23 protein-coding genes and 1 tRNA gene are annotated in these 18,534 nt (G+C 67.3%); 12 read left to right on the forward strand and 12 right to left on the reverse strand.

Features of this window, described 5'->3' with window-relative positions; all coding sequences use genetic code 11:
* Positions 1-2: 2 nt before the first annotated feature.
* From F3H32_RS15375 to F3H32_RS15405, 7 genes are read right to left on the reverse strand one after another with little or no spacing between them, the layout of a single operon-like run.
* Positions 3-431 (reverse strand): NlpC/P60 family protein, encoded by a 429-nt coding sequence (locus tag F3H32_RS15375; RefSeq protein ID WP_223191490.1) that lies wholly within the window; start codon positions 429-431, stop codon positions 3-5.
* A gap of 14 nt (positions 432-445) precedes the next feature.
* Positions 446-1,330 (reverse strand): DUF2163 domain-containing protein, encoded by an 885-nt coding sequence (locus F3H32_RS15380; RefSeq protein WP_149766594.1) that lies wholly within the window; start codon positions 1,328-1,330, stop codon positions 446-448.
* Positions 1,327-1,953: a DUF2460 domain-containing protein gene (locus F3H32_RS15385; RefSeq protein ID WP_149766595.1), complete on the reverse strand. Its 627-nt coding sequence runs from the start codon at positions 1,951-1,953 to the stop codon at positions 1,327-1,329. The genes F3H32_RS15380 and F3H32_RS15385 overlap by 4 nt, the downstream gene beginning before the upstream one ends.
* Positions 1,953-4,370 (reverse strand): phage tail tape measure C-terminal domain-containing protein, encoded by a 2,418-nt coding sequence (locus F3H32_RS15390; RefSeq protein WP_149766596.1) that lies wholly within the window; start codon positions 4,368-4,370, stop codon positions 1,953-1,955. Before F3H32_RS15390 ends, F3H32_RS15385 begins: the two co-directional genes overlap by 1 nt.
* Positions 4,363-4,593 carry a DUF7697 family protein gene (locus F3H32_RS15395; RefSeq protein ID WP_149766597.1) on the reverse strand — a complete coding sequence of 77 codons (231 nt, stop codon included), beginning with the start codon at positions 4,591-4,593 and terminating at the stop codon, positions 4,363-4,365. The genes F3H32_RS15390 and F3H32_RS15395 overlap by 8 nt, the downstream gene beginning before the upstream one ends.
* Complete coding sequence (locus F3H32_RS15400) at positions 4,590-5,027, reverse strand: hypothetical protein (RefSeq protein ID WP_149766598.1); 438 nt, start codon at positions 5,025-5,027, stop codon at positions 4,590-4,592. The genes F3H32_RS15395 and F3H32_RS15400 overlap by 4 nt, the downstream gene beginning before the upstream one ends.
* The gene (locus F3H32_RS15405; RefSeq protein WP_394349625.1) at positions 5,027-5,662 is read right to left on the reverse strand and encodes a phage tail tube protein; all 636 of its coding nucleotides are present in this window, start codon (positions 5,660-5,662) and stop codon (positions 5,027-5,029) included. The genes F3H32_RS15400 and F3H32_RS15405 overlap by 1 nt, the downstream gene beginning before the upstream one ends.
* Here F3H32_RS15405 and F3H32_RS15410 point away from each other — a divergent pair.
* The 5 genes from F3H32_RS15410 (at position 5,661) to F3H32_RS15435 (ending at position 8,850) form a co-directional block, all read left to right on the forward strand.
* The gene (locus F3H32_RS15410) at positions 5,661-6,062 is read left to right on the forward strand and encodes a hypothetical protein (protein ID WP_149766599.1); all 402 of its coding nucleotides are present in this window, start codon (positions 5,661-5,663) and stop codon (positions 6,060-6,062) included. The two genes, F3H32_RS15405 and F3H32_RS15410, sit on opposite strands and share 2 nt — an antisense overlap.
* Positions 6,063-6,122: 60 nt before the next feature.
* A complete protein-coding gene (locus tag F3H32_RS15415) occupies positions 6,123-6,380 on the forward strand; it encodes a hypothetical protein (RefSeq protein ID WP_149766600.1) in 258 nt (85 codons plus the stop codon).
* Positions 6,381-6,689: 309 nt separating this feature from the next.
* Positions 6,690-7,145 (forward strand): DUF2924 domain-containing protein, encoded by a 456-nt coding sequence (locus F3H32_RS15425; protein ID WP_149766602.1) that lies wholly within the window; start codon positions 6,690-6,692, stop codon positions 7,143-7,145.
* Positions 7,145-8,470, forward strand: coding sequence for a recombinase family protein (locus F3H32_RS15430; RefSeq protein WP_149766603.1), 1,326 nt, complete (start codon positions 7,145-7,147; stop codon positions 8,468-8,470). Before F3H32_RS15425 ends, F3H32_RS15430 begins: the two co-directional genes overlap by 1 nt.
* Positions 8,467-8,850 (forward strand): hypothetical protein, encoded by a 384-nt coding sequence (locus F3H32_RS15435; protein WP_149766604.1) that lies wholly within the window; start codon positions 8,467-8,469, stop codon positions 8,848-8,850. Before F3H32_RS15430 ends, F3H32_RS15435 begins: the two co-directional genes overlap by 4 nt.
* 3 nt (positions 8,851-8,853) lie before the next feature.
* On the opposite strand, the gene F3H32_RS15440 is transcribed toward F3H32_RS15435, so the two are convergent.
* From F3H32_RS15440 to ilvC, 3 genes are all read right to left on the reverse strand, one after another.
* On the reverse strand, positions 8,854-9,690 hold the full coding sequence (locus F3H32_RS15440; RefSeq protein WP_149766605.1) for a DUF3883 domain-containing protein: 837 nt from the start codon (positions 9,688-9,690) through the stop codon (positions 8,854-8,856).
* 388 nt (positions 9,691-10,078) lie between these two features.
* A tRNA-Ser gene (locus tag F3H32_RS15445) sits at positions 10,079-10,168 on the reverse strand.
* Positions 10,169-10,347: 179 nt separating this feature from the next.
* Positions 10,348-11,370, reverse strand: a complete 1,023-nt coding sequence (gene ilvC / locus F3H32_RS15450; RefSeq protein ID WP_115754667.1) for a ketol-acid reductoisomerase — start codon at positions 11,368-11,370, stop codon at positions 10,348-10,350.
* Between the two features lie 127 nt (positions 11,371-11,497).
* Between ilvC and F3H32_RS15455 the strand changes: the two genes are divergently transcribed.
* Both F3H32_RS15455 and F3H32_RS15460 read left to right on the forward strand, forming a co-directional pair.
* On the forward strand, positions 11,498-11,953 hold the full coding sequence (locus F3H32_RS15455; RefSeq protein WP_115754666.1) for an Lrp/AsnC family transcriptional regulator: 456 nt from the start codon (positions 11,498-11,500) through the stop codon (positions 11,951-11,953).
* Positions 11,950-12,408 carry an Lrp/AsnC family transcriptional regulator gene (locus tag F3H32_RS15460; protein WP_115754665.1) on the forward strand — a complete coding sequence of 153 codons (459 nt, stop codon included), beginning with the start codon at positions 11,950-11,952 and terminating at the stop codon, positions 12,406-12,408. The genes F3H32_RS15455 and F3H32_RS15460 overlap by 4 nt, the downstream gene beginning before the upstream one ends.
* A 58-nt stretch (positions 12,409-12,466) precedes the next feature.
* Here F3H32_RS15460 and F3H32_RS15465 read toward each other — a convergent pair whose 3' ends face one another.
* Complete coding sequence (locus F3H32_RS15465; RefSeq protein WP_223191491.1) at positions 12,467-14,104, reverse strand: D-alanyl-D-alanine carboxypeptidase family protein; 1,638 nt, start codon at positions 14,102-14,104, stop codon at positions 12,467-12,469.
* Positions 14,105-14,376: 272 nt separating this feature from the next.
* Between F3H32_RS15465 and clpS the strand changes: the two genes are divergently transcribed.
* From clpS to F3H32_RS15480, 3 genes are read left to right on the forward strand one after another with little or no spacing between them, the layout of a single operon-like run.
* Entirely contained in the window at positions 14,377-14,694 is a 318-nt protein-coding gene (clpS, locus tag F3H32_RS15470; RefSeq protein WP_115756286.1) for an ATP-dependent Clp protease adapter ClpS, read from the forward strand.
* A gap of 3 nt (positions 14,695-14,697) precedes the next feature.
* Positions 14,698-15,720, forward strand: a complete 1,023-nt coding sequence (locus tag F3H32_RS15475; protein WP_149766606.1) for a methyltransferase — start codon at positions 14,698-14,700, stop codon at positions 15,718-15,720.
* Positions 15,717-16,526 carry an SDR family NAD(P)-dependent oxidoreductase gene (locus F3H32_RS15480; protein ID WP_149766607.1) on the forward strand — a complete coding sequence of 270 codons (810 nt, stop codon included), beginning with the start codon at positions 15,717-15,719 and terminating at the stop codon, positions 16,524-16,526. The genes F3H32_RS15475 and F3H32_RS15480 overlap by 4 nt, the downstream gene beginning before the upstream one ends.
* Before the next feature lie 3 nt (positions 16,527-16,529).
* On the opposite strand, the gene F3H32_RS15485 is transcribed toward F3H32_RS15480, so the two are convergent.
* Positions 16,530-16,943 (reverse strand): hypothetical protein, encoded by a 414-nt coding sequence (locus F3H32_RS15485; protein WP_149766608.1) that lies wholly within the window; start codon positions 16,941-16,943, stop codon positions 16,530-16,532.
* Positions 16,944-17,025: 82 nt separating this feature from the next.
* Between F3H32_RS15485 and hemF the strand changes: the two genes are divergently transcribed.
* Both hemF and F3H32_RS15495 read left to right on the forward strand, forming a co-directional pair.
* A complete protein-coding gene (gene hemF, locus F3H32_RS15490; protein WP_149766609.1) occupies positions 17,026-17,886 on the forward strand; it encodes an oxygen-dependent coproporphyrinogen oxidase in 861 nt (286 codons plus the stop codon).
* Positions 17,877-18,446 carry a histidine phosphatase family protein gene (locus F3H32_RS15495; RefSeq protein WP_149766610.1) on the forward strand — a complete coding sequence of 190 codons (570 nt, stop codon included), beginning with the start codon at positions 17,877-17,879 and terminating at the stop codon, positions 18,444-18,446. The genes hemF and F3H32_RS15495 overlap by 10 nt, the downstream gene beginning before the upstream one ends.
* Positions 18,447-18,534: the final 88 nt, after the last annotated feature.

The raw sequence follows: 18,534 nt of genomic DNA on the forward strand, positions 1-18,534 counted from the left end.
TCTCAGCGTTGCGGAAACAGGAAGGCGAAGGCGATGCGCCGCCGCCAGGATGGTGTGAGCGGTTCCTCGATCACGCCGAGCCGCTCGTAGGCGTGGAGGAAGCTTTCGCGACCGGTGAGGATCCCGACATGCTTGGCGATGGCGCGGGGCCTCATGCGGAAGAGAACCAGCGCGCCGGGACCGGCTGCCGCGGGTTCCACTTCGATCATCATGGCGCGCGCGCCCTCGGCCAGAACTTCGCGCGGGCCTGTCTCACCCCAGTCGCGGCTGTAGGGCGGGATCGGGAAAGGCTCGGGGCCGACCACCTCGCGCCAGACGCCCCGCGCTAGCCCGAGGCAGTCGCAGCCGACGCCGCGCAGACTGGCCTGGTCGTGGTACGGCGTCCCGAGCCACGCGCGCGCGATGGTGATGACGCGCGCGGGGTCGGCCAATGCGAGGGGTTGCGTCACAGCACGCCGCCCTCGTGCCCGCCATCCTTCGTGGCGTAGCGCAGCACGGCGTCCTGGCCGGGGATGTGCGGGAAACCGCGGAAGTTGGCGGTGTTGGCGAACTTCGCCCCGCAGGTCTCCATGCGCTTGTCGCAGCCCGCGCGGATGGCGAAGGCGTCGCCCTCGGCGATCGCGCGCACCGGCACTTCGAGCAGCGTGAGCACGGCGATGCCGTCGGTCACGTCATGGCCCAAAACCTCGGTGCGCCGCCCCGCGTTCGCGCCGCTCGTCCAGTTCAGCGTGCCGAAGGTGAACCAGCCGGCCTCGAACCCAGAGAGCCCCGACGCGGTGAAGGCCCGGTCGCGCAGAAGATCGATAACGGCGCCCGTGCCCTTGAAGGCGGGATCCTCCAGATCAACGCCGCAGCGTGCATCGCCGAGCGCGGCGTCACAGGTCGCCTGAAACGTCCGCCCCACCGTCTGGCCGAGGATATGAGCGAGCGAGCGCACCTCGGCGACGAAGGCGAGCCGCCCGCGCCGGATCTGACCGATGGCGCCTCGCCGCATCAGCACGCGCTGGCTCGTGTCGGCCCAGTTCACCCGCCAGACCTCGACCTCGGCGTTGTCCCAGCGCCCATCCAGGATGTCGGTCTCGGTGATGCGATCCGAGGTCAGCACACCCTCGGCGTCCTGTGCATCGACGGACAGGTCCGAGCCCGAACGGACCTCGGACGCCGTGAGCCCGCTCTCCGGCTCAAAGTCCGTGCCGTCGAAGGAAAGCGTCCGGTCGTGATCGGTGAAGCCGAAGGTGACGCCATCGGCCCGGGCGATCCGCCAGCACCAGGCGAGCGTCGTCGTGCCCTCGTCGAGATGGGCCTGCAGGGCGGGAGAGAGAGTCTTCATCTGCGCAGTTCCAGCAGCGGAATGGAGGTAATCGAGCCGAGCCGCTCGAGGTCGAGCGTTACATCGAGCACGTCGGTGTCGAAGCGCACCGGCACGTCGAACTCGAAGCCCGCGGTGATCGCGACGCCAGCGCCCGGCGCGGCGCTAAAGGTGACGACGCCGGTGGCGGTGTCGGCCGACCAGCCGGAGGGCTGCTCGACCCCGCCGAGGGCGATGCGCACAGTCCCCGCCACCGGCTTGGCGATGGCGCGCGTCCAGGATTGCGCGCCCGAGGCGTAGCGCTTCACCAGCTGAAAGGCGGTTGTCGTGCCATCGCCAGTGCCAATGATCTGGTCGGTGGGCGACGGCGTGCCCGAAGGCAGGCAGGACTTGTGGTCGCCCCAGTCCTTGAAGCGGAAGCCGTGCAGGCGGCCGTTGCGCGCCTCGAAGAAGGCGACCACCGCCGCCAGATCGTCCGCGCGGCGGATGCCATAGGCGACGTCGAAGCGGCGGCGCGAGTTGGCCCATCTGGCGTTGCGTTCCTCGTCGCCCGAGGCAAGCTCGACGATCTGCGTGCGCCGCTCCGGCCCGCCCCGCGCGCCGCGACTGATGTTGTCGGGAAACCGGACCTCGTGAAACGCCATCACATGCCCCTCCGGCCGAGCGAGACCGCACGGGCGATGTCTGCCGCAACCTGCGTCCGCGACTGCCGGAAGCTCTCGGCGTCACGTGCCATGATGGTGACGTTGACGCCGCCGCCCGCGCCGTAGCTCTGCGACTCGCGCCGCGACAGCACTCGTTCGCCGCGCTGCAGGATCGCGGGCACCTCGTCATGGCGCAGCCCCGCCATGCCGCCGCCGTGCATCCGCTGCGCGGCGGCGAAGGCCATGGCCGGGACCATGCGCGAGGGCCCGGCCGAGCCAACCATTCCGCCCGTGTGCAGGACGTTGGCGAAAATGCCGCCGGCACCAGCGAAGACACCCGAGAGCGCATTGGCGATCGGCCCGAGGATGAACCGGCGCGCGGCCAGTTGGGCGAGATCGGCCAGCAGCGAGGTGACCAAGTCGCGGAAGTTCAGCTTGCCGGTCTTCACGAACTGGCCAACCGCGTTCTCGGCCGACTGGAAAGCGCCGACGAGGCTCTGGCCGATGTCGCCACCGATGTCGCGGGCCTTGCTGGCGTAATCCGACAGCGCTGCTGTGACCGCCTGCCACCCGGTGACGGCAGCTTCGGTCGCGGGCTCTGCCGCAGCAGCCGCAGCCCCGGCCGCCACACCGGCGCCCGTCGCGGCACGTCCCGCATCGCCGAGCGCCGTCTCCAGCCGCTCGGCCGCGCCGGTGGCCTCGGTCAGTGCATCCGCACTGGTTTCGTCGGTGCTCCGCACGGCATCGCGGAGCGCCTGCCAGCTCTCCAGAGGCGCGCGGGCGCCTTCCGCCAGATCGCGCGCGGCGCCGCGATAGAGGTTCGCGGATTCGAGCGCGCGGTTCGCCGCGTCGGTCAGGCCGAGATCGGGCGTGGTGAGCGGGTTGTCCTCGAAGGCCCGGTCGAACGCCGCCTGCGCCGCCGTCGTGGCAGCACTGGCCGCGCCCTCGAAGCGGTTCTCGATCTCGCCGAGGTCGAGGTCGGGCACCAGCGAGATGCGGCGCTCGGACCCGAGCGCTTCCAGCCCCTGGTTGATGCCGCCGATGAAGCCGTTGATGCGCGAGACCACGCCGTTCAGCATCGCCTCGACGCCGTCGACCAGGCTGTTGGCCGCCTGAAACGCCAGATCGCCGATGGCGGCGGGCAGAAGGCCCCAGATCGCCTTGATCGCCTCGTAGGCGCCTTCGAACGTGTTCGCCGCGGTGTTGCCGAAAGCCACGACGCTCTCGATGGCGCTCTGCATGCCCGACGCGGCATCGGCCTTCAGGTCGAAGAACATCGCCGTGGCGGCCGCACCCGCAGCCGCCGCGCCCATCCTGATCCGCTCCCAGACCTCGATCGCGAGGTCCTTCAGGAGCGACATCGCTTCTCCGAAACCGCCAGCGCCGGAGACGAGACGGGTGAACTGGTAGACGAGCTCGCCCGCGCCGACGATCAGCGCGCCGATGCCGGTGCGGATCAGCGCGCCGCGCAGGACGACGAGCGCTGTGGCGAGACCTCGGACGGAGAGTGCGGCGGCGGCCATGCCAGCGACCCAACGACCCGCGAGGAACGCCGCGAAGGTGGCGGCATAGGTGGTCAGGCGACCGATGTTGTCGAAGAGGCCGCGGATTGCGATGCCGAGCGGCCCGGTGCGGTTGGCGACTGCCGCCATGGCATTCGCGACCGCTTCCAACGCAGGCGCGGCAGCAACCGCCAGCTGGTTCGACAGCCCGCGCCAGATCAGCCCGAGCCGGGAGATGGCATCGTTGGTCCGCTCGATCTGGTCGGCATCCTGCTCGGAGACCACCACACCGAAAGCGCGCACGTCCTCCGTCGCCTGGCGCAGCGTCGCGGTGTCGATCCGGCTCATGGCGATGGAGCCTTCCTCGCCGAAAAGCTGGCCCGCGACAGCTGCACGTTCGGCGGCGGGCACGAAGCTCTCGATGGCGGCGTTGATCGCACCCACGCGCTGGTCCAGCGGCAGCGCGATCAGCTCGTTGGCCGAGAGCCCCAGCCGGTCGAGCGCGTCGGCGGCGGGGCCGGTCCCGGCGGCCGCCTGGCTGAGACGACGCGTCAGATCCTTGGTGGCCTGTTCGATGCCGGACATCGACACGCCCGCCAGTTCGCCCGCGCGCTCCAGCGTCTGGATCGAGGCGACGGTCGTGCCCAGCGATTGAGCCAGCTTCGCCTGCGCATCCACCGTCTGCAGACCGGACCGGACCATTGCCACACCAGCGGCGGCAGCGGCGGCCACGGCGGCGGCGGCAGCCACAGCGACACGGCGAGAAAACGCCGCCAACCGGGCGTTCGCCGCTTCCATCTCCCGGCTCAGCCGTCCGAAGCCGCGTGACCCGGCTTCACCAACACCTTCCAGCTCGGCGCGCACCTGCCGTCCGCCCACGGCCGCGAGGCGGACGCTGACCCGCTTCTCAGCCATGGGAGTGTTCCATCTGTTCGTTAAGTTTTGCGACCATCACCGCTTCAATGACGGGCAGCAGTTCGGCCATGGCGAGCGGCGGCACGCCGAGCGCGTCACCGAGCGCCAGCGCCGCCGACATGTCCCAGCCGATCACCGCGCCTGGCAGGACACGCAGTTGGCCGCCGAGACGGCCGACGAGGTCCCAGACCTGCCAGCCCTCATGCGTCAGGGGCCGGTTCATCCGCGCCGGGCAGTCCGGGCAGGCTTGCGTGCAGGCTTCGCAGTAGCGCTCGCCCCCGCCGAAGGACCATTCGGCGAGAGCGCGGAGGCGTTTTTTTCCTGCTCCAGCAGCAAGCCCTTCGAGACGTAGGTCAGCTGGAACGCCTCGAAGATCGGCCAGACATCGAGCAGCGCGTCGATGGCCTCCGGGCTCGGGTCGATGGCGTTGCCGTCGGCGTCGCCGATGCCCTCCCAGGCGAGCACGGCGCGGCGCGCGAGCGCCTTGGCGAAGGCGACGGCCCGCTCTTCGTCGGAAGCCTCCTCGGGCACCGCTTCGACGGCGGGATCGCTGCGGGTCGCGACCATCAGCGCGGTGGTCAGCGGTCGCAACTCCACCCGGACGCCGGGCGCGAGGTCATGCCAGCGCGGCGCGTTCGTCAGATCAAGCGTCAGCATCAATAGGTCTCCACGTCGTTCACTAGGGTTGCGGTGCACATCCGGCCGACGACGCTGTCGCGCGCGGCCTGCCAGTCGAAGGTGGCCTGGACGCCCTGAGGCCCGGAAATCTCGATGCGCGGACGCGGCAGGTAGACGGCGTGCACGGTGAAGGTGAAGCTCTCGCCGGACGGCAGGACGTAGGCGAATTCCATCTCGCAGGCCTCGCCGTTGATCGCCTGCGTCACCAGCGTCTGGTCGGCGAAGCGCACCTCGATCCGGCCGGTCAGCGCGGCGATGGAGGGGTCCGCGCCGTCGATGCGGCCGTCCGAGCGGATGGTCTCGATCCGGTCGAGGTTGTTGGCATAGGTGATCTCGGCCGAGACCACGTTGCCGAGTGCAGACCCGTTGCGGGTGATCGCGCCGTTGAAATGCCCGAAGCGCTTCAGCTCCAGCGCGGCGGGCGTCCCCGCGCTGGTCGTGGTGCCGACCGTCTCGCCCTGCGCCACCAGCCGCGCCGTTGCCGTCAGAAGGCCCGAGCGCTGCATCTGCCAGGTGATCTGGTCGAGCACGCAGCCCGAGTACATCGCGTATCGCGGCACCTCCCCGCCGTCCGTCTTGCCGGTGATCGTAGACGCTCGAAAGCGGGCCACCATGCCGGACTATCAGCATGATGGACGCAGGGTGCGTATCGGTGGCAGGCAGATCGAGTGCCTTGACCGTGCAGGATATCTCGGGCTTCAGCTCGAGTATGCCCTTGATCTTGGACGCCAGCGCCTTTTCGTCGATGGCCGCCGCGTCGAGGGCTACCTGGTTCTCCAGTTCGACCTCAAAGGCGTCGTAGAGCTTGCCGTGGTCGCGGAACTGTCGGGCGAAGTGAAAGCTCTCCGCATCCTCGAAGGTTTCGCGTTCATGGAGATATGCCCAGATGCTTCTGCAGAGCTCATCTGGCTGCCGGTGAAACTCCTGCGACCGTGTCTCATCGAGTTGTTGCTCGACAATGGTGGTGAGCGAGGTGACGCCCTTTTTCTCGGCGAGGGCCCGGATCCTTCGTGATCGCTGCTCCGCAGGTCGCAGGTCATCGCGGTCGAAATCCGACAGCGTCTCGACAAGTGCTTGCCGAAACGCCTCGACCGCTTCTTCGTCGGCGAGGTCGGGAACGTCCTCGGGCAGCTTGAATTCCGGCTCATTGTCGCCCTCGCGCACGGCAAGGGCAGTTCGGGCGAGGTCGACGCGCGCATCCTCGATCAGCGCCAGAACATGCGGACCGATCGGGGATGCTTTGCGCGCCATGAACTCACCTCAATGAACTACTGCTCTCGATTGATTCAACCTGCGATAATCATGGACAAATCCGTGATCGGCAAGCCCTGATGTTCTCTCCCTGTTCGCATTTCCGCATCCCGTTCCGCTGAGATGTCCCACCTCGGACGGCTGGGTGGCTTTTGATCGGTAGCACACCATCAAACACGGCCACCGAGACATGAACCGCCCCAATCCGCTACCTCCCGACCAGATGACCGCCGCCGAACGCCGCGCTGAACTGTGCGGCCTGCTGGCGCTCGGGCTGGTTCGGTTGCTCGGGCAGGATGGCCGTGAAGTATCTGACAATACTGGAGAACGTTGCCTACACTATCCCGACGACCAATGCCGTCATGCAACTCCAACTCACCGGAGAAACGCATGACGAAGCCCGATCCCATCCCCGCGCGCCTGGCCGCGCTGAAGTCCATGTCCGTCACCCAGTTGAAGTCGGAGTGGCAGACGATCTTTGCCTCGGCAGCGCCGAACAACAGCCGGGCGTTCCTTGAGAGCCGGTTGGCCTACCGCATCCAGGAGCTGACGTATGGCGGTCCTGATCGCGAAACCCGGCGCATGCTGGACCTGCTGGCCGACGAGGTCGGCGGCACCCTGACACGCAAGAGCCAGATCGCCGATCCTCGCAATCCCGTGGTCGGCACGAGGCTGATCCGCGAATGGAACGGGATCGAGCACACGATCACGGTCTTGCGCGACGGATTCGAGTGGCAAGGCCGCCCCTACAAATCGTTGTCCGCGATTGCGCGGGCGATCACCGGGACGCGCTGGAATGGCTACCGCTTTTTCGGGTTACGCGAACGAAAGCGGGGAAATGATTGATGGATCAGCGCGCAAATCCCATCCGCCGCCAACGCTGCGCCATCTACACGCGCAAATCCTCCGAGGAAGGGCTGGAGCAGGAGTTCAACAGCCTCCACGCCCAGCGAGAGGCCTGCGAGGCCTACATTGCCAGCCAGCGTTCCGAGGGCTGGGTGCTGGTCCGGGATCAGTATGACGACGGCGGGATCTCGGGCGGGACGCTGGAACGGCCCGGTCTCAAGCAGCTTCTGGCCGACATCGAGGACGGCCTGATCGATGTGGTGGTCGTCTACAAGATCGACCGCCTGTCGCGGTCACTGATGGACTTCTCGAAGCTGGTCGAGGTCTTCGATCGCAACGGTGTGACTTTTGTCTCGGTCACGCAGTCCTTCAACACGACGACTTCCATGGGGCGGCTGACGCTGAACATCCTGCTCAGCTTCGCTCAGTTCGAGCGTGAGGTCACGGCCGAGCGTATCCGGGACAAGGTCCGCGCGTCCCGCATGAAGGGCATGTGGATGGGCGGCTACGTCCCGCTCGGGTATGACGTGAAGGACCGCAAACTCGTGGTGAACGAGGAAGAGGCCGCCACCGTGCGGGGCATCTTCGAACGGTTCGTCGAGGTCGGGTCAGCGACCGTGCTGGCCCGCGAACTGCGCCGCAAGGGGCTCCGCAACAAGCAGGGCACCTTGGTCGACAAGGGATACCTCTATAGGGTGCTGGTAAACCGCGTCTATCGCGGCGACGCGGTCCACAAGGGCAAGGCCTATCCCGGCGAGCATCAGGCCATCATCGACGAGCAGCTGTGGGATCAGGTCCATGCCATCTTGCGGCAGAACCCGCGAAAGCGCGCCAACAACACCCGCGCGCAGGCGCCTGCCTTGCTCAAGGGGCTGATCTTCACGGCCACGGGCGCCGCCATGACCCCGAGCAGCACGAAGAAGGGCGCGCGGCGGTACCGGTACTACGTCTCGATGGACGTCATCAAGAATCGCGAACCCAGCGATCAGGGCATCCCGCGCCGCCTCCCTGCCGACCTCGTGGAAGCGGCCGTGGTGACCGAGTTGCGGCGGGTGATGCGCGCGCCCTCGATCACGGCGCAGGTCATCGCCCATTTGGCGCGCGAGGGTCACGCCTTCGCCGAGGCCGACGTGATCTCCGCGCTGCAGACGTTCGACGACGTCTGGGGCCAGCTGTTCCCTGCGGAGCAGACCCGGATCGTGCAGTTGCTGGTGCGGCGGGTGACGGTGACGTCGGAGGGGCTGGTCATCGATGTCCGGACCGACGGCGTCTCGGGCGTCATGCGCGACATGATGGCCCCACGAAAGAAGGTGGCGGCGGAATGATGAAACCAGACGAGTCCATCCAGATCTTCGTACCGCTCAAGGTTCGCAAGCAGAACGGGCGGCCGAAGATCATGCCGCCCGCAACCTATTTGCCGAGCGAAGACCGGACGCAGGATCCGCATATCTTGCGCGCCATCGGCCGGGCGTGGGGTTGGCGGCGGCGCATGGAGGCTGGCGAGTTCAATACGGTCACCGATCTGGCGAAAGCCGTGGGGCTGGCCGAACGCCATGTCAGCCGACAGCTACGGCTCGCCTATCTCGCGCCGGGTGTTCTCAAGCGCTTGGTCTACAAGCGCGAAGTGCCCGCCGTGACCCTTTTGAAACTGACCGATGTCGCGGCTCTGCCGTGGCACGACCAGCTGGAGCGGGTGTTCGAATGAGCCTCAGTGAAAGCTCGCCTGAAACGTCGTCGCGGTCAGCGAGACATGCGCGTCCAACGGTGGGTGCAGTTCGAACGCCTTCGGCTCGCGTGAGAAATTCCACAGCCGGAACAGACGCCATTCCGACCGGCGCTCCTTGGCCACGGCCAGCTCGTTGCGCGTGATGTGGAAGGGCGTGCGCTCCCATCCGTTCGTCGTCTTGACCTCGATCAGCCGCGGGAGCCCGTCCGGGGCGAAACTCGCGATGTCGTAGCCGGCGCCATCGCCATCCTCCTCCGACACCCAGCGCACCTTGCGCGCCAGATCGTCCCGTCCTGCCATCCGCAATGCCGCCCGTTCATGCGCGAGCACGCGCTCCTCGCCCGCGCGTCCGAGGGCCCGGTTGCGCTCGTCCCGGCCCGCCACGTCGAACTTGCGGGCGATGTGCAGCATCTGGTCCAGCTCCTGCGGGGGCGGCTGGTTCGACAGCGTCGGCGGCGGCCCGATCCAAATCTGCGCCGCCTCGCGCAGGCCAGCGGCGGTTTGCAGCCCCGGTTGGCGCCCGAGCCAGGCCGGGTTTAGCGCCAGCCACCGCGCCACGGCATCCACCAAGGTCATCTGGAAGTTGAACGCGGGCTTGTACCCGGGGATCCAGTCCTCGCCGAGTCCCTTCAGCACCGCACTGATGTTCTGGTGCTTGAACTCGACGGACCCCTCGGACCGGTCGTTCAGGAGCGGGAGGAGTGCGCGGCGGTGTTCGGCCTTGCTGTAGCGGCGCGTGGAGACGTCGTCGGCCAGCATCGCGAAGTAATCCGCGACGATCAGGTCGTTCTCTTCATCCGTCCAGGGACCGTTCGACATTGCGCCAGGCTATTGGCGCGAAGTCTGTTTGTCATCAGAGACTTCCGGCAGGGTCCTGGCTCGCTTCGAACGCTGCCGCCGGACTTGGGGATCGGCCACCACGGAGCCGTCCTTCTGGCCGCCCTGCGCCTTCGTGTCGGTCTCCGTCACCGGATTATCTCGCGAACGGGGCGAACCCATGAGCGCGGCAACCCATTGGAAATACGAGGATGTCTTACGCCGTCCCGTGACCGTCGAGGGGCGCTTGAAGAGAGACACAGGCCATTCGGAGACCCATTCTCCGTCAACCGCTCAGTCTCTGCAGGGCGGATGACCTTGCCAACGCCCTTTGAAACAAAAAGAAAAAAGGCCCCAATCGGGGCCCTTGGACGGATTCTGTATCTGAATGTGGCGGAGCAGGTGGGATTCGAACCCACGGGACCATCTCTGGCCCGACCGATTTCAAGTCGGCTGCCTTCGACCACTCGACCACTGCTCCAATCCCGTTCCTATTGGCTGCGCGGCGTTTTGCCAAGATCGCATCGAATCGACGGCGCCCGCGGGGGCGCTGCCGCCGGGACGGCCCGCGCCGCGCAACGCCGGCCGGCCCGCGGCGAGTGACGGGAAAGACGGCAAGGAAAAGCCCCGCAAAGGCGCGGGGCTTTTCATGCGCTGTGCTCAGTTGCGATCCTTGTCCACCATCTTGCCCTTGGAAATCCAGGGCATCATGGCGCGCAGCTTTTCGCCGACCTTCTCGATCTGGTGCTCGTCGTTCATGCGGCGGGTCGCCTTGAAGAACGGCTGGCCCACGGCGTTTTCCTGCATGAAGTCGCGCACGAACTTGCCGGTCTGGATGTCGGTCAGCACCGCCTTCATGCGCGCCTTGGTTTCCTCATAGGGCAGGATGCGCGGGCCGCTGACATATTCGCCATATTCCGCGGTGTTGCTGATCGAATAGTTCATGTTGGCGATGCCGCCTTCATAGATCAGGTCAACGATCAGCTTTACCTCGTGCAGGCATTCGAAATAGGCCATCTCCGGCTCGTAGCCGGCCTCGACCAGGGTTTCGAAGCCCATGCGGATCAGCTCGACCAGGCCGCCGCACAGCACCGCCTGTTCGCCGAACAGGTCGGTTTCGCATTCCTGGCGGAAATTGGTCTCGATGATGCCGGAACGGCCGCCGCCGATGGCCGAGCAATAGGATAGGCCGATATCCATGGCCTTGCCGGTGGCGTCCTGATGCACCGCGACCAGGCAGGGCACGCCGCCGCCCTTGACATATTCGCCGCGCACGGTGTGGCCGGGGCCCTTGGGCGCCATCATGATGACGTCCACGCCGGGCTTGGGCTCGATCAGGCCGAAATGCACGTTCAGCCCGTGGGCGAAGGCGATGGCGGCGCCTTCGCGCAGGTTGTCATGGACGTATTTGCGATAGGTCTCGGCCTGCAATTCGTCGGGCATGGTGAACATGATCAGGTCGGCCCAGGCGGCGGCCTCGGCGATGCCCATGACCTTCAGGCCCTCGGCTTCGGCCTTCTTGGCCGAGGCGGAACCCTCGCGCAGGGCGACGACCAGGTTCTTGGCGCCCGAATCGCGCAGGTTCAGCGCATGGGCATGGCCTTGGCTGCCATAGCCAAGCATGGCGATCTTCTTGTCCTTGATCAGGTTCACATCGCAGTCGCGATCGTAATAGACACGCATCGGGGTCTCCCTCGTTATCGATGCGAAGGTTCTAGCAAGGAAGATGCGGGCGTTCAGCGCATTTTTCGCATCTTTCGCGCGCGCGGCGAAAATTCTATAAACGGAAATGCAAGTCTATGGATGAATCATGCCTGACGCGACAGATCGCCGCATTCTTCGCCAGCTTCTGGCCGAGCCCGACCTTGCGAATGCCGAACTGGCCCGGCGGGCGGGGGTGACGCCGGCAAGCCTGTGGCGCCGGCTTGAGCGGATGCGCGAAACCGGGGTGATCCGCGCCGTCGAAGGCCGGATCGACTGGCGCCGGCTTGGTTATGAGGTGCAGGTCAGCCTGCGCTTTACCCTGGACAAGACCCATCCCCGCGCCTTTGACGAATTCATCGCCGCCGCCCGCCAGGTGCCCGAAGTGACCGAGATCCAGACTTTCCTGGGCTCGGTGGACCTGAGGTTGTCGGTGATCGCGCGCGACATGGCGCATTGGCAGCAGCTTTACCGCGAAAGCATCCTGACCCTGCCGCATGTCGCCGACAGCGACGCGCTGATGCTGATCTCGACCATCAAGGACGTGCAGGAATTGCCGCTATGAGCTTTCCCCCCGACACGACCGACCTGGCGATCCTGCGGCTGCTGGCCCAGGATGCGACGCGCAGCGCGGCCGAGATCGGCCGGGCGCTTGGCCTGACCCAGCCCGCGACCTGGCGGCGCATCCGGCGGCTGACCGAGGCGGGGGTGATCGCCGGACGCCGCGTGGTGGTGGACGAAGCCGCCCTGGGCTTTGGCGTCACCGTGTTCCTGGGCATTCGGCTGGCGGTCAAGGGCCGGGTCAGCCTGGAGGATTTCGAGCGTGCCGTGACAGCAATCCCCGAGGTGCAGGTGGTGCAGCACGTCTTGGGTCAGTTCGATTATCGGCTGCGCATCCACGCCCGCGACATCGCGGATTTCGAACGCATCCTGCGCCGGCGCATCATGACCTTGCCCGGACTGGGCCAGGTCGAGGCCAATGTTATGCTGTCGGAAGAGCGGCGCCCCGGCCCGCTTTAGCCTAGGCTGTCCATAGGGCAGACGGCGGCGCTTTGTTCGTAGTTTGGCAGGGCCCTGATCAGGGGCCGAAGACCCGGCAGGATTGCTGCCGCGCGGCGATGCGGTCGCAGGCAAGCTGGGCGGATTCGCGGCTCATGCCGGTGAAATTCGCCTCGAACCCGCGCTGGGTATTGGCGACGCGGCTGGGCGCGTTGCCTAGCGCGCCGCTTTCCTGAAGCGCGGTTTTCAGCAGCACCTGCTGTGCCTCGCTCTGCGAGCGGAACAGGCCCAGCGACAGGCCCCAGTTCCCGCCGCCGCCAGCCGCGTCGCGGGCGACGATCTCGGTTGCCTGGGGGTCGGCGTCATCGGCGGGCTCAAGCGCGGCCAGGATGATGGTTTCGGACCGCTGGGTGGGCGGCGCGGCCAAAAGCGCCATGCTTTCCGGCTGCGGCACCGCCGTCTGCACGAAAAGCGAGGGGGAGCCGGCCGAAGGCGCGGCCAGGCTGGCAGAGCGGTCGCCGCGCGGCGCCGGCAGGGGGCGGGGGGCTTTCATCGGCGCGGCTGCGGTTTCGGACGCGTCGCCCTCTTCCGGGCGTGCCTCGGGGCGGGCGGCATCGGCCAGCAGTTCCGGCTCTGCCGCGGCGGCCAGGCGCCGGGCCTCGGGCTTGCGCGCCGGCCTTGCGCTGGCGGCCAGCGCGCGGCCGGGCGCGGCCGAAGCCGCCGCGGGCGGGGTGGCGGCCTGCGCGCGCTGCACCGCGGCCGAGATTGCGGCGGGCGTCACCACGGCGACGGTCGAAGCCCGCGCCACCGGCCGTTGCGAGCTGGAAAGCCGCACCGCGGCGGCGGGGGCGGCTGCCTGCGCGACCTGCACGCTGCGGCGCACCTTTCTTTCCGCCACGAATTGCGGCGGCGCAGGCTTCACCTCTCGCACACGGGTGGGGGCCTTTCCGAAGCCGGCATCCAGCAGTTGCGCCATCACCTGGTTGCGATGTGCGGTCGAATTGCCGCCCAGCACGGTGGCCACGATCCGCTTGGAGCCGCGCTTGGCCGATGCGGTCAGGTTGAAACCCGCCGCCCGCGTATAGCCGGTCTTGATGCCATCGGCACCTTCATAGCTGTCAAGAAACCGCTTGTTGGTGCTGGAAACGGTGGTGATCCCCGCATCCGCCGAGCGGCGCGAGAAAAGCGAATAATATTGGGGGAAATCGTAGAACAGCCGCCGGCCCAGGGTCGACATGTCGCGGGCGGTGGAATAATGCCCCTCGGCCGTCAAGCCATTGGCATTGCGGAAATTCGTGTTGCGCATCCCCAGGGCGCGGGCCATCTGCGTCATCTGCTGGGCGAATTTCGGCTCGGAACCGGCCAGCCCCTCGCCGATCACCGTTGCCGCGTCATTGGCGGATTTCACCGCCGCCGCGCGGATCAGATAGCGCAGTTCGATCCGCTGCCCCGCCTTCAGCCCAAGCCGCGACGGCGGCTGCGCGGCCGCATGGCTGGACACCAGGAACTTGCTGTCCAGCCGCACCTGCCCGCGTTCGATGGCGGAAAACGCCATATAAAGCGTCATCATCTTGGTCAGCGAAGCCGGATGAAGTCGCGTATCTGCGTTCTGCGCGTAGATTTCCTTTCCGGTCCTTGCATCCATGACGAAGGCCGCGAAAGGGGCGGCGGCCACCGCCATGGGCAAAGCCCAGGCGAATAGGATCATCAGTCCCATACGGACTTGTCTGGCGAATCTGCTCACTGTCCCGGTCTCTTCTGCCTGTGAGGGTCCGTTCACTATGCGGACCCTTCATTAATAAACCGACAATAACACGCATTCAGCCGTTCGTGAACCGCAAGTTTGCCGCGCTGCGGGCAATCTGCCGCAGGTTGCACGGGGCTTGCGCCCGGCCTGCCGGGGGCGGGGCTTACCAAGCGCGGGGAAAAGCTCTATATTCAGCCCGAGACCGTCCATATCCTGTTGAAAGCCTCGTGATCAATCCGCAGATGACCAACCGACCAGGGGACCGCGAAGAGGTCGAACTGGGGGTCAAGACCCGCCCCCGCACGCAACGGCCTCCGATGTACAAGGTCTTGTTGCTCAACGATGATTTCACGCCGATGGAATTCGTCGTGCATGTGCTTGAGCGGTTGTTCAGCATGAACCACGCCCAGGCGATCGAGATCATGCTGATGGTCCACCGCAAGGGGGTGGCCGTCGTCGGCGTGTTTTCGCACGAAATCGCCGAAACCAAGGTGGCGCAGGTCATGGAACTGGCCCGCCGCCAGCAGCATCCGCTGCAATGCACCATGGAAAAAGAGTAGAAATTGGCAGGATCGAGACTGGACCTTGTCTTTGGCGGCGCGACGCCCCAGGGACGCATGTTGCTGATCGGGGCGGGTGCCGCGACCGATCTTTCCCCCTTTGACGGTGCCAGCACCCAGATCGTGCAGGGCTTTTTTCCCGATCACCAGGCGCTCAAGGCGCGGGGCCTTGACGTCGTGACCCAGCCTTCGGGCAGTTTCGACGCCGCCGTGGTGTTTTTGCCGCGCGCGCGGGCCGAGGCGCGGGCCCGCATCGCCGAAGCCGCGACGCGGCTGCCGCCGGGCGCGTCCTTGTGGATCGACGGGCAAAAGACCGATGGCGTCGATTCCGTGCTGAAAGAGCTGCGCGCCCTGGCCCCGGTCGGCGAAATCCAGTCTAGGGCGCATGGCAAGATCTTTCGGGTGACGCTGCCCCAGCCGGGCTGGCTGCCCGCGGATTGGCTGGCGCGCGACCATCAGGCCGCGCCGGGCATGGTGACGCGGCCGGGGGTCTTCTCGGCCGACGGGCCGGACCCGGCCTCGCAGGCGCTGGCGGCGGCGCTGCCCGAAAAGCTGCCGACCCGCATCGTCGATCTGGGCGCCGGCTGGGGCTGGCTGTCGGCCGAGATCCTGCGCCATCCCGGCGTCGAAACGCTGCACCTGGTCGAGGCGGATGCCGCGGCGCTGGAACTGGCGCGGCGCAACGTCACCGATCCGCGCGCGCGGTTCCACTGGGCCGATGCGCGGGATTTCCGCCTGCCCGACCCGGTGAACGGCGTGATCATGAACCCGCCCTTTCACGACGGGCGGGCCGCCGACCCCAAGCTGGGCGCGGGCTTCATCCGCGCGGCGGCGGGGCTGCTGACCGGGGCAGGGCGGCTGTGGATGGTCGCCAACCGTCACCTGCCCTATGAACAGGCGCTGCGGGAATGCTTTGCCGAGGTGTCCGAGCTTGGCGGCGGCTCGCGGTTCAAGATCCTGACCGCGACCGGCGCGCGCCGGCCTGGCCGTCCGCAAGGCGCGCCGCGCAAGCCGAGGGCCAGATGAGCCTGTCGATCCAGGGCAAAAGCGCCATCGTCACCGGCGCGGCGCGCGGCATCGGCCTGGCCATCGCCCGCCATTTCCAGGCTGCGGGCGCCAATGTCATGTTCGCCGACAGCGACGAGCCGGCGCTGATGGCCGAACTGGGTGAGCAGGCCGCGGCCGACGGCCCGGTGCGCGCCTTTGCCGGCGACCTGGGGCAGAAACTGACGCTGGCGAACCTGGTTTCGGCCACCATCGACGCCTTTGACCGGGTGGATATCCTGGTCAATGCCCACCGCATGGTGCAGGGCTGCGACCCCCTGGCGGTGAGCGAGGAGTTCCTGGGCGACATGCTGCGCCAGAACATGAGCTCGGGCCTGCGCCTGTCGCAAATGGTTGCCCGGCGCATGATGGCCCAGGCCGAAGAGGCGGGCGAGGGGGCCTTGCAGAACGGCGCCATCGTCAACGTCACCTCGCTGGCCGCCGACTGGCCGCAGCCGCAGATGCTGGCCTATTCCATCGCCAGCGCGGCCCAGGCGCAGGCGACCCGCTCGCTGGCATCGGCCCTGGCGCCCAGCCGGATCCGGGTGAACGGAGTGGCCTTTGCCAGCATCATGTCCAACAACCTGCAATTGAAGCTGCGCGAAGAACCGGCCCTGCGCGACCGCATGGTCGCGGCGACGCCGCTGGGCCGCATCGCCGGGGCCGACGAATTGGCGGCGACGGTGCAGTTCCTGGCCAGCGAGGGGTCTAGCTTCGTCACCGGCCAGGTCCTGCGCGTGGACGGCGGGCGCAGCCTGGGCGACCCGCTGGCGCCGGGGGTCTATTAGGCGCTATTCATCCTTTTCCGGGTAGGCGGCCTGGCAGGCATCGACGGCGGCGCGGGCGGCCGGCATCAGCGCCTGCTTGCGCGCCAGCAGGTTGTCGCGCTTGCGGGTTTCGGCGGCCGGGTCGATGGGCACGCGGTAACGCTCGGTATCGGCGACGTCGCGCAGGCAGGGGCGATAGCCCAGCCGGCGGTTGCCGTCCTTGTCCACCCAGACATAGCGGCAATCTTCCCATTGGGTGCGCATCACCGTGCGCTCTTCCCAGGCATAGCCGCGGGCCAGGTTGGCCTCGACCCCGGCCAGCAGTTTGGACACGGTGCGGTATTCGCTGGTATTGCGGCTGATGCATTGTTCTTGCGGGGTTCCGCAGGATGCGACAACCAGAACAGGCATCAGGGCAAGCAGGATGTTGCGGGTCATGGCCGGGTTCTCTAGTTGTTTCCCCCTGAAAGCATAGGCCCGTCGCGGGGGCGGGGCAATTCACGAATGCGGAGGCCGATCCATGGACATGCGGGATGAACGACAAAAGGCAGCGGCCTGGTTCCGGGACTTGCGCGACCGCATCGTCCAAGCCTTCGAGGCGCTGGAGGATCGCGGCGCCGGCAGCGCATCGCCCGGCCGGTTCGAGATCCGCGAGACCCGGCGCGGCGATGACGGCGGTGGCGGGCTGATGTCGGTCATGCGCGGCGGACGGGTCTTCGAGAAGGTGGGGGTGAACTGGTCGGCGGTGCATGGCGAATTGTCGCCCGCCGCCCGGCAGGCCATGGCGGCGCGCGGCGTGCCGGGGATCGAGGCCGATCCGCGCTTCTGGGCCTCGGGGATCAGCCTGGTCGCGCATATGCAGAACCCCAATGCCCCGGCGGTGCATATGAACACCCGGATGTTCTGGACGCCGGGCGCCTGGTGGTTCGGCGGCGGCGCCGACCTGAACCCCTGCCTGGAACGGGCCGAGGATACGGCGCATTTCCACGACACCCTGCGCGCGGCCTGCGCCGCGCATGGCGCGGACTATTACGACCGCTTCAAGGCCTGGGCGGACGAATATTTCTTTGTCCCGCATCGCGGCCGGGCGCGGGGCGTCGGCGGCATCTTCTATGACGACCTGAACACCGGCGACTGGCAGGCCGATTTCGCCTTTACCCAGGCGGTGGGCGCGGCTTTCCTGCCCGCCTTCCTGCCGCTCGCCGAAAAGCGCATGGCCGAGCCATGGGGCGAGGCGGAAAAGGACGCGCAGCTGGTCCATCGCGGTCTTTATGCCGAATACAACCTGGTCTATGACCGCGGCACCCGGTTCGGCCTGGCGACGGGCCACGATCCCGACGCGGTGCTGATGAGCCTGCCGCCGCTGGCGAAATGGGTGTGATGCCGGACTGGCCGGATCTTTACCTGACGCGGCATGGCCAGACGGTCTGGAACGCCGAGGGGCGGATGCAGGGCCGGCTGGATTCGCCGCTTACCCCGCTGGGCGAGGCGCAGGCGCGGCGGCTGGCCTGGCTGGTGCAGGATCTGCGCGGCGTTGCGCGCTATGCCAGCACCGCCGGCCGGGCGCGGCAGACGGCGCGCATCGCCTTTGGCGAGCAGGGCTTCATCGCGGACGAGCGGCTGCACGAGATCGATATCGGCGCCTTTGCCGGCCGCTTGTCGTCAGAATTGCGCCTGGACCATCCGCAGGTCTTTGCCTGCCACGGGCTTGGCTGGTATGACCGCGTGCCCGGAGGCGAGCATTTCGCCGGGCTGGAGGCGCGGGTGCGCTCGTTTCTGAAGGATCTGCCCGGCCCGGCGCTGATCGTCACGCATGGAATCACCTTGCGCATGTTGCGCGCGGTGGCGATGGGCCTGCCGCCGGATCGCCTGGACGAAATGCCGGTGTTCCAGGGCGCGCTGCACCTGGTCAGCCGCGGGCGGCACCAGGTCTTCTTCTAGGGTCTGTTGAGTATCAGGATTCCCCTGTCAGCTGATTTCTGATTCAAGCTTTCCAAACGGGAGGTTTGGATGCCAGTTGAACGCTACA

The sequence above is a fragment of the Paracoccus thiocyanatus genome (assembly GCF_900156255.1).
In the GTDB taxonomy this organism is placed as follows: domain Bacteria; phylum Pseudomonadota; class Alphaproteobacteria; order Rhodobacterales; family Rhodobacteraceae; genus Paracoccus; species Paracoccus thiocyanatus.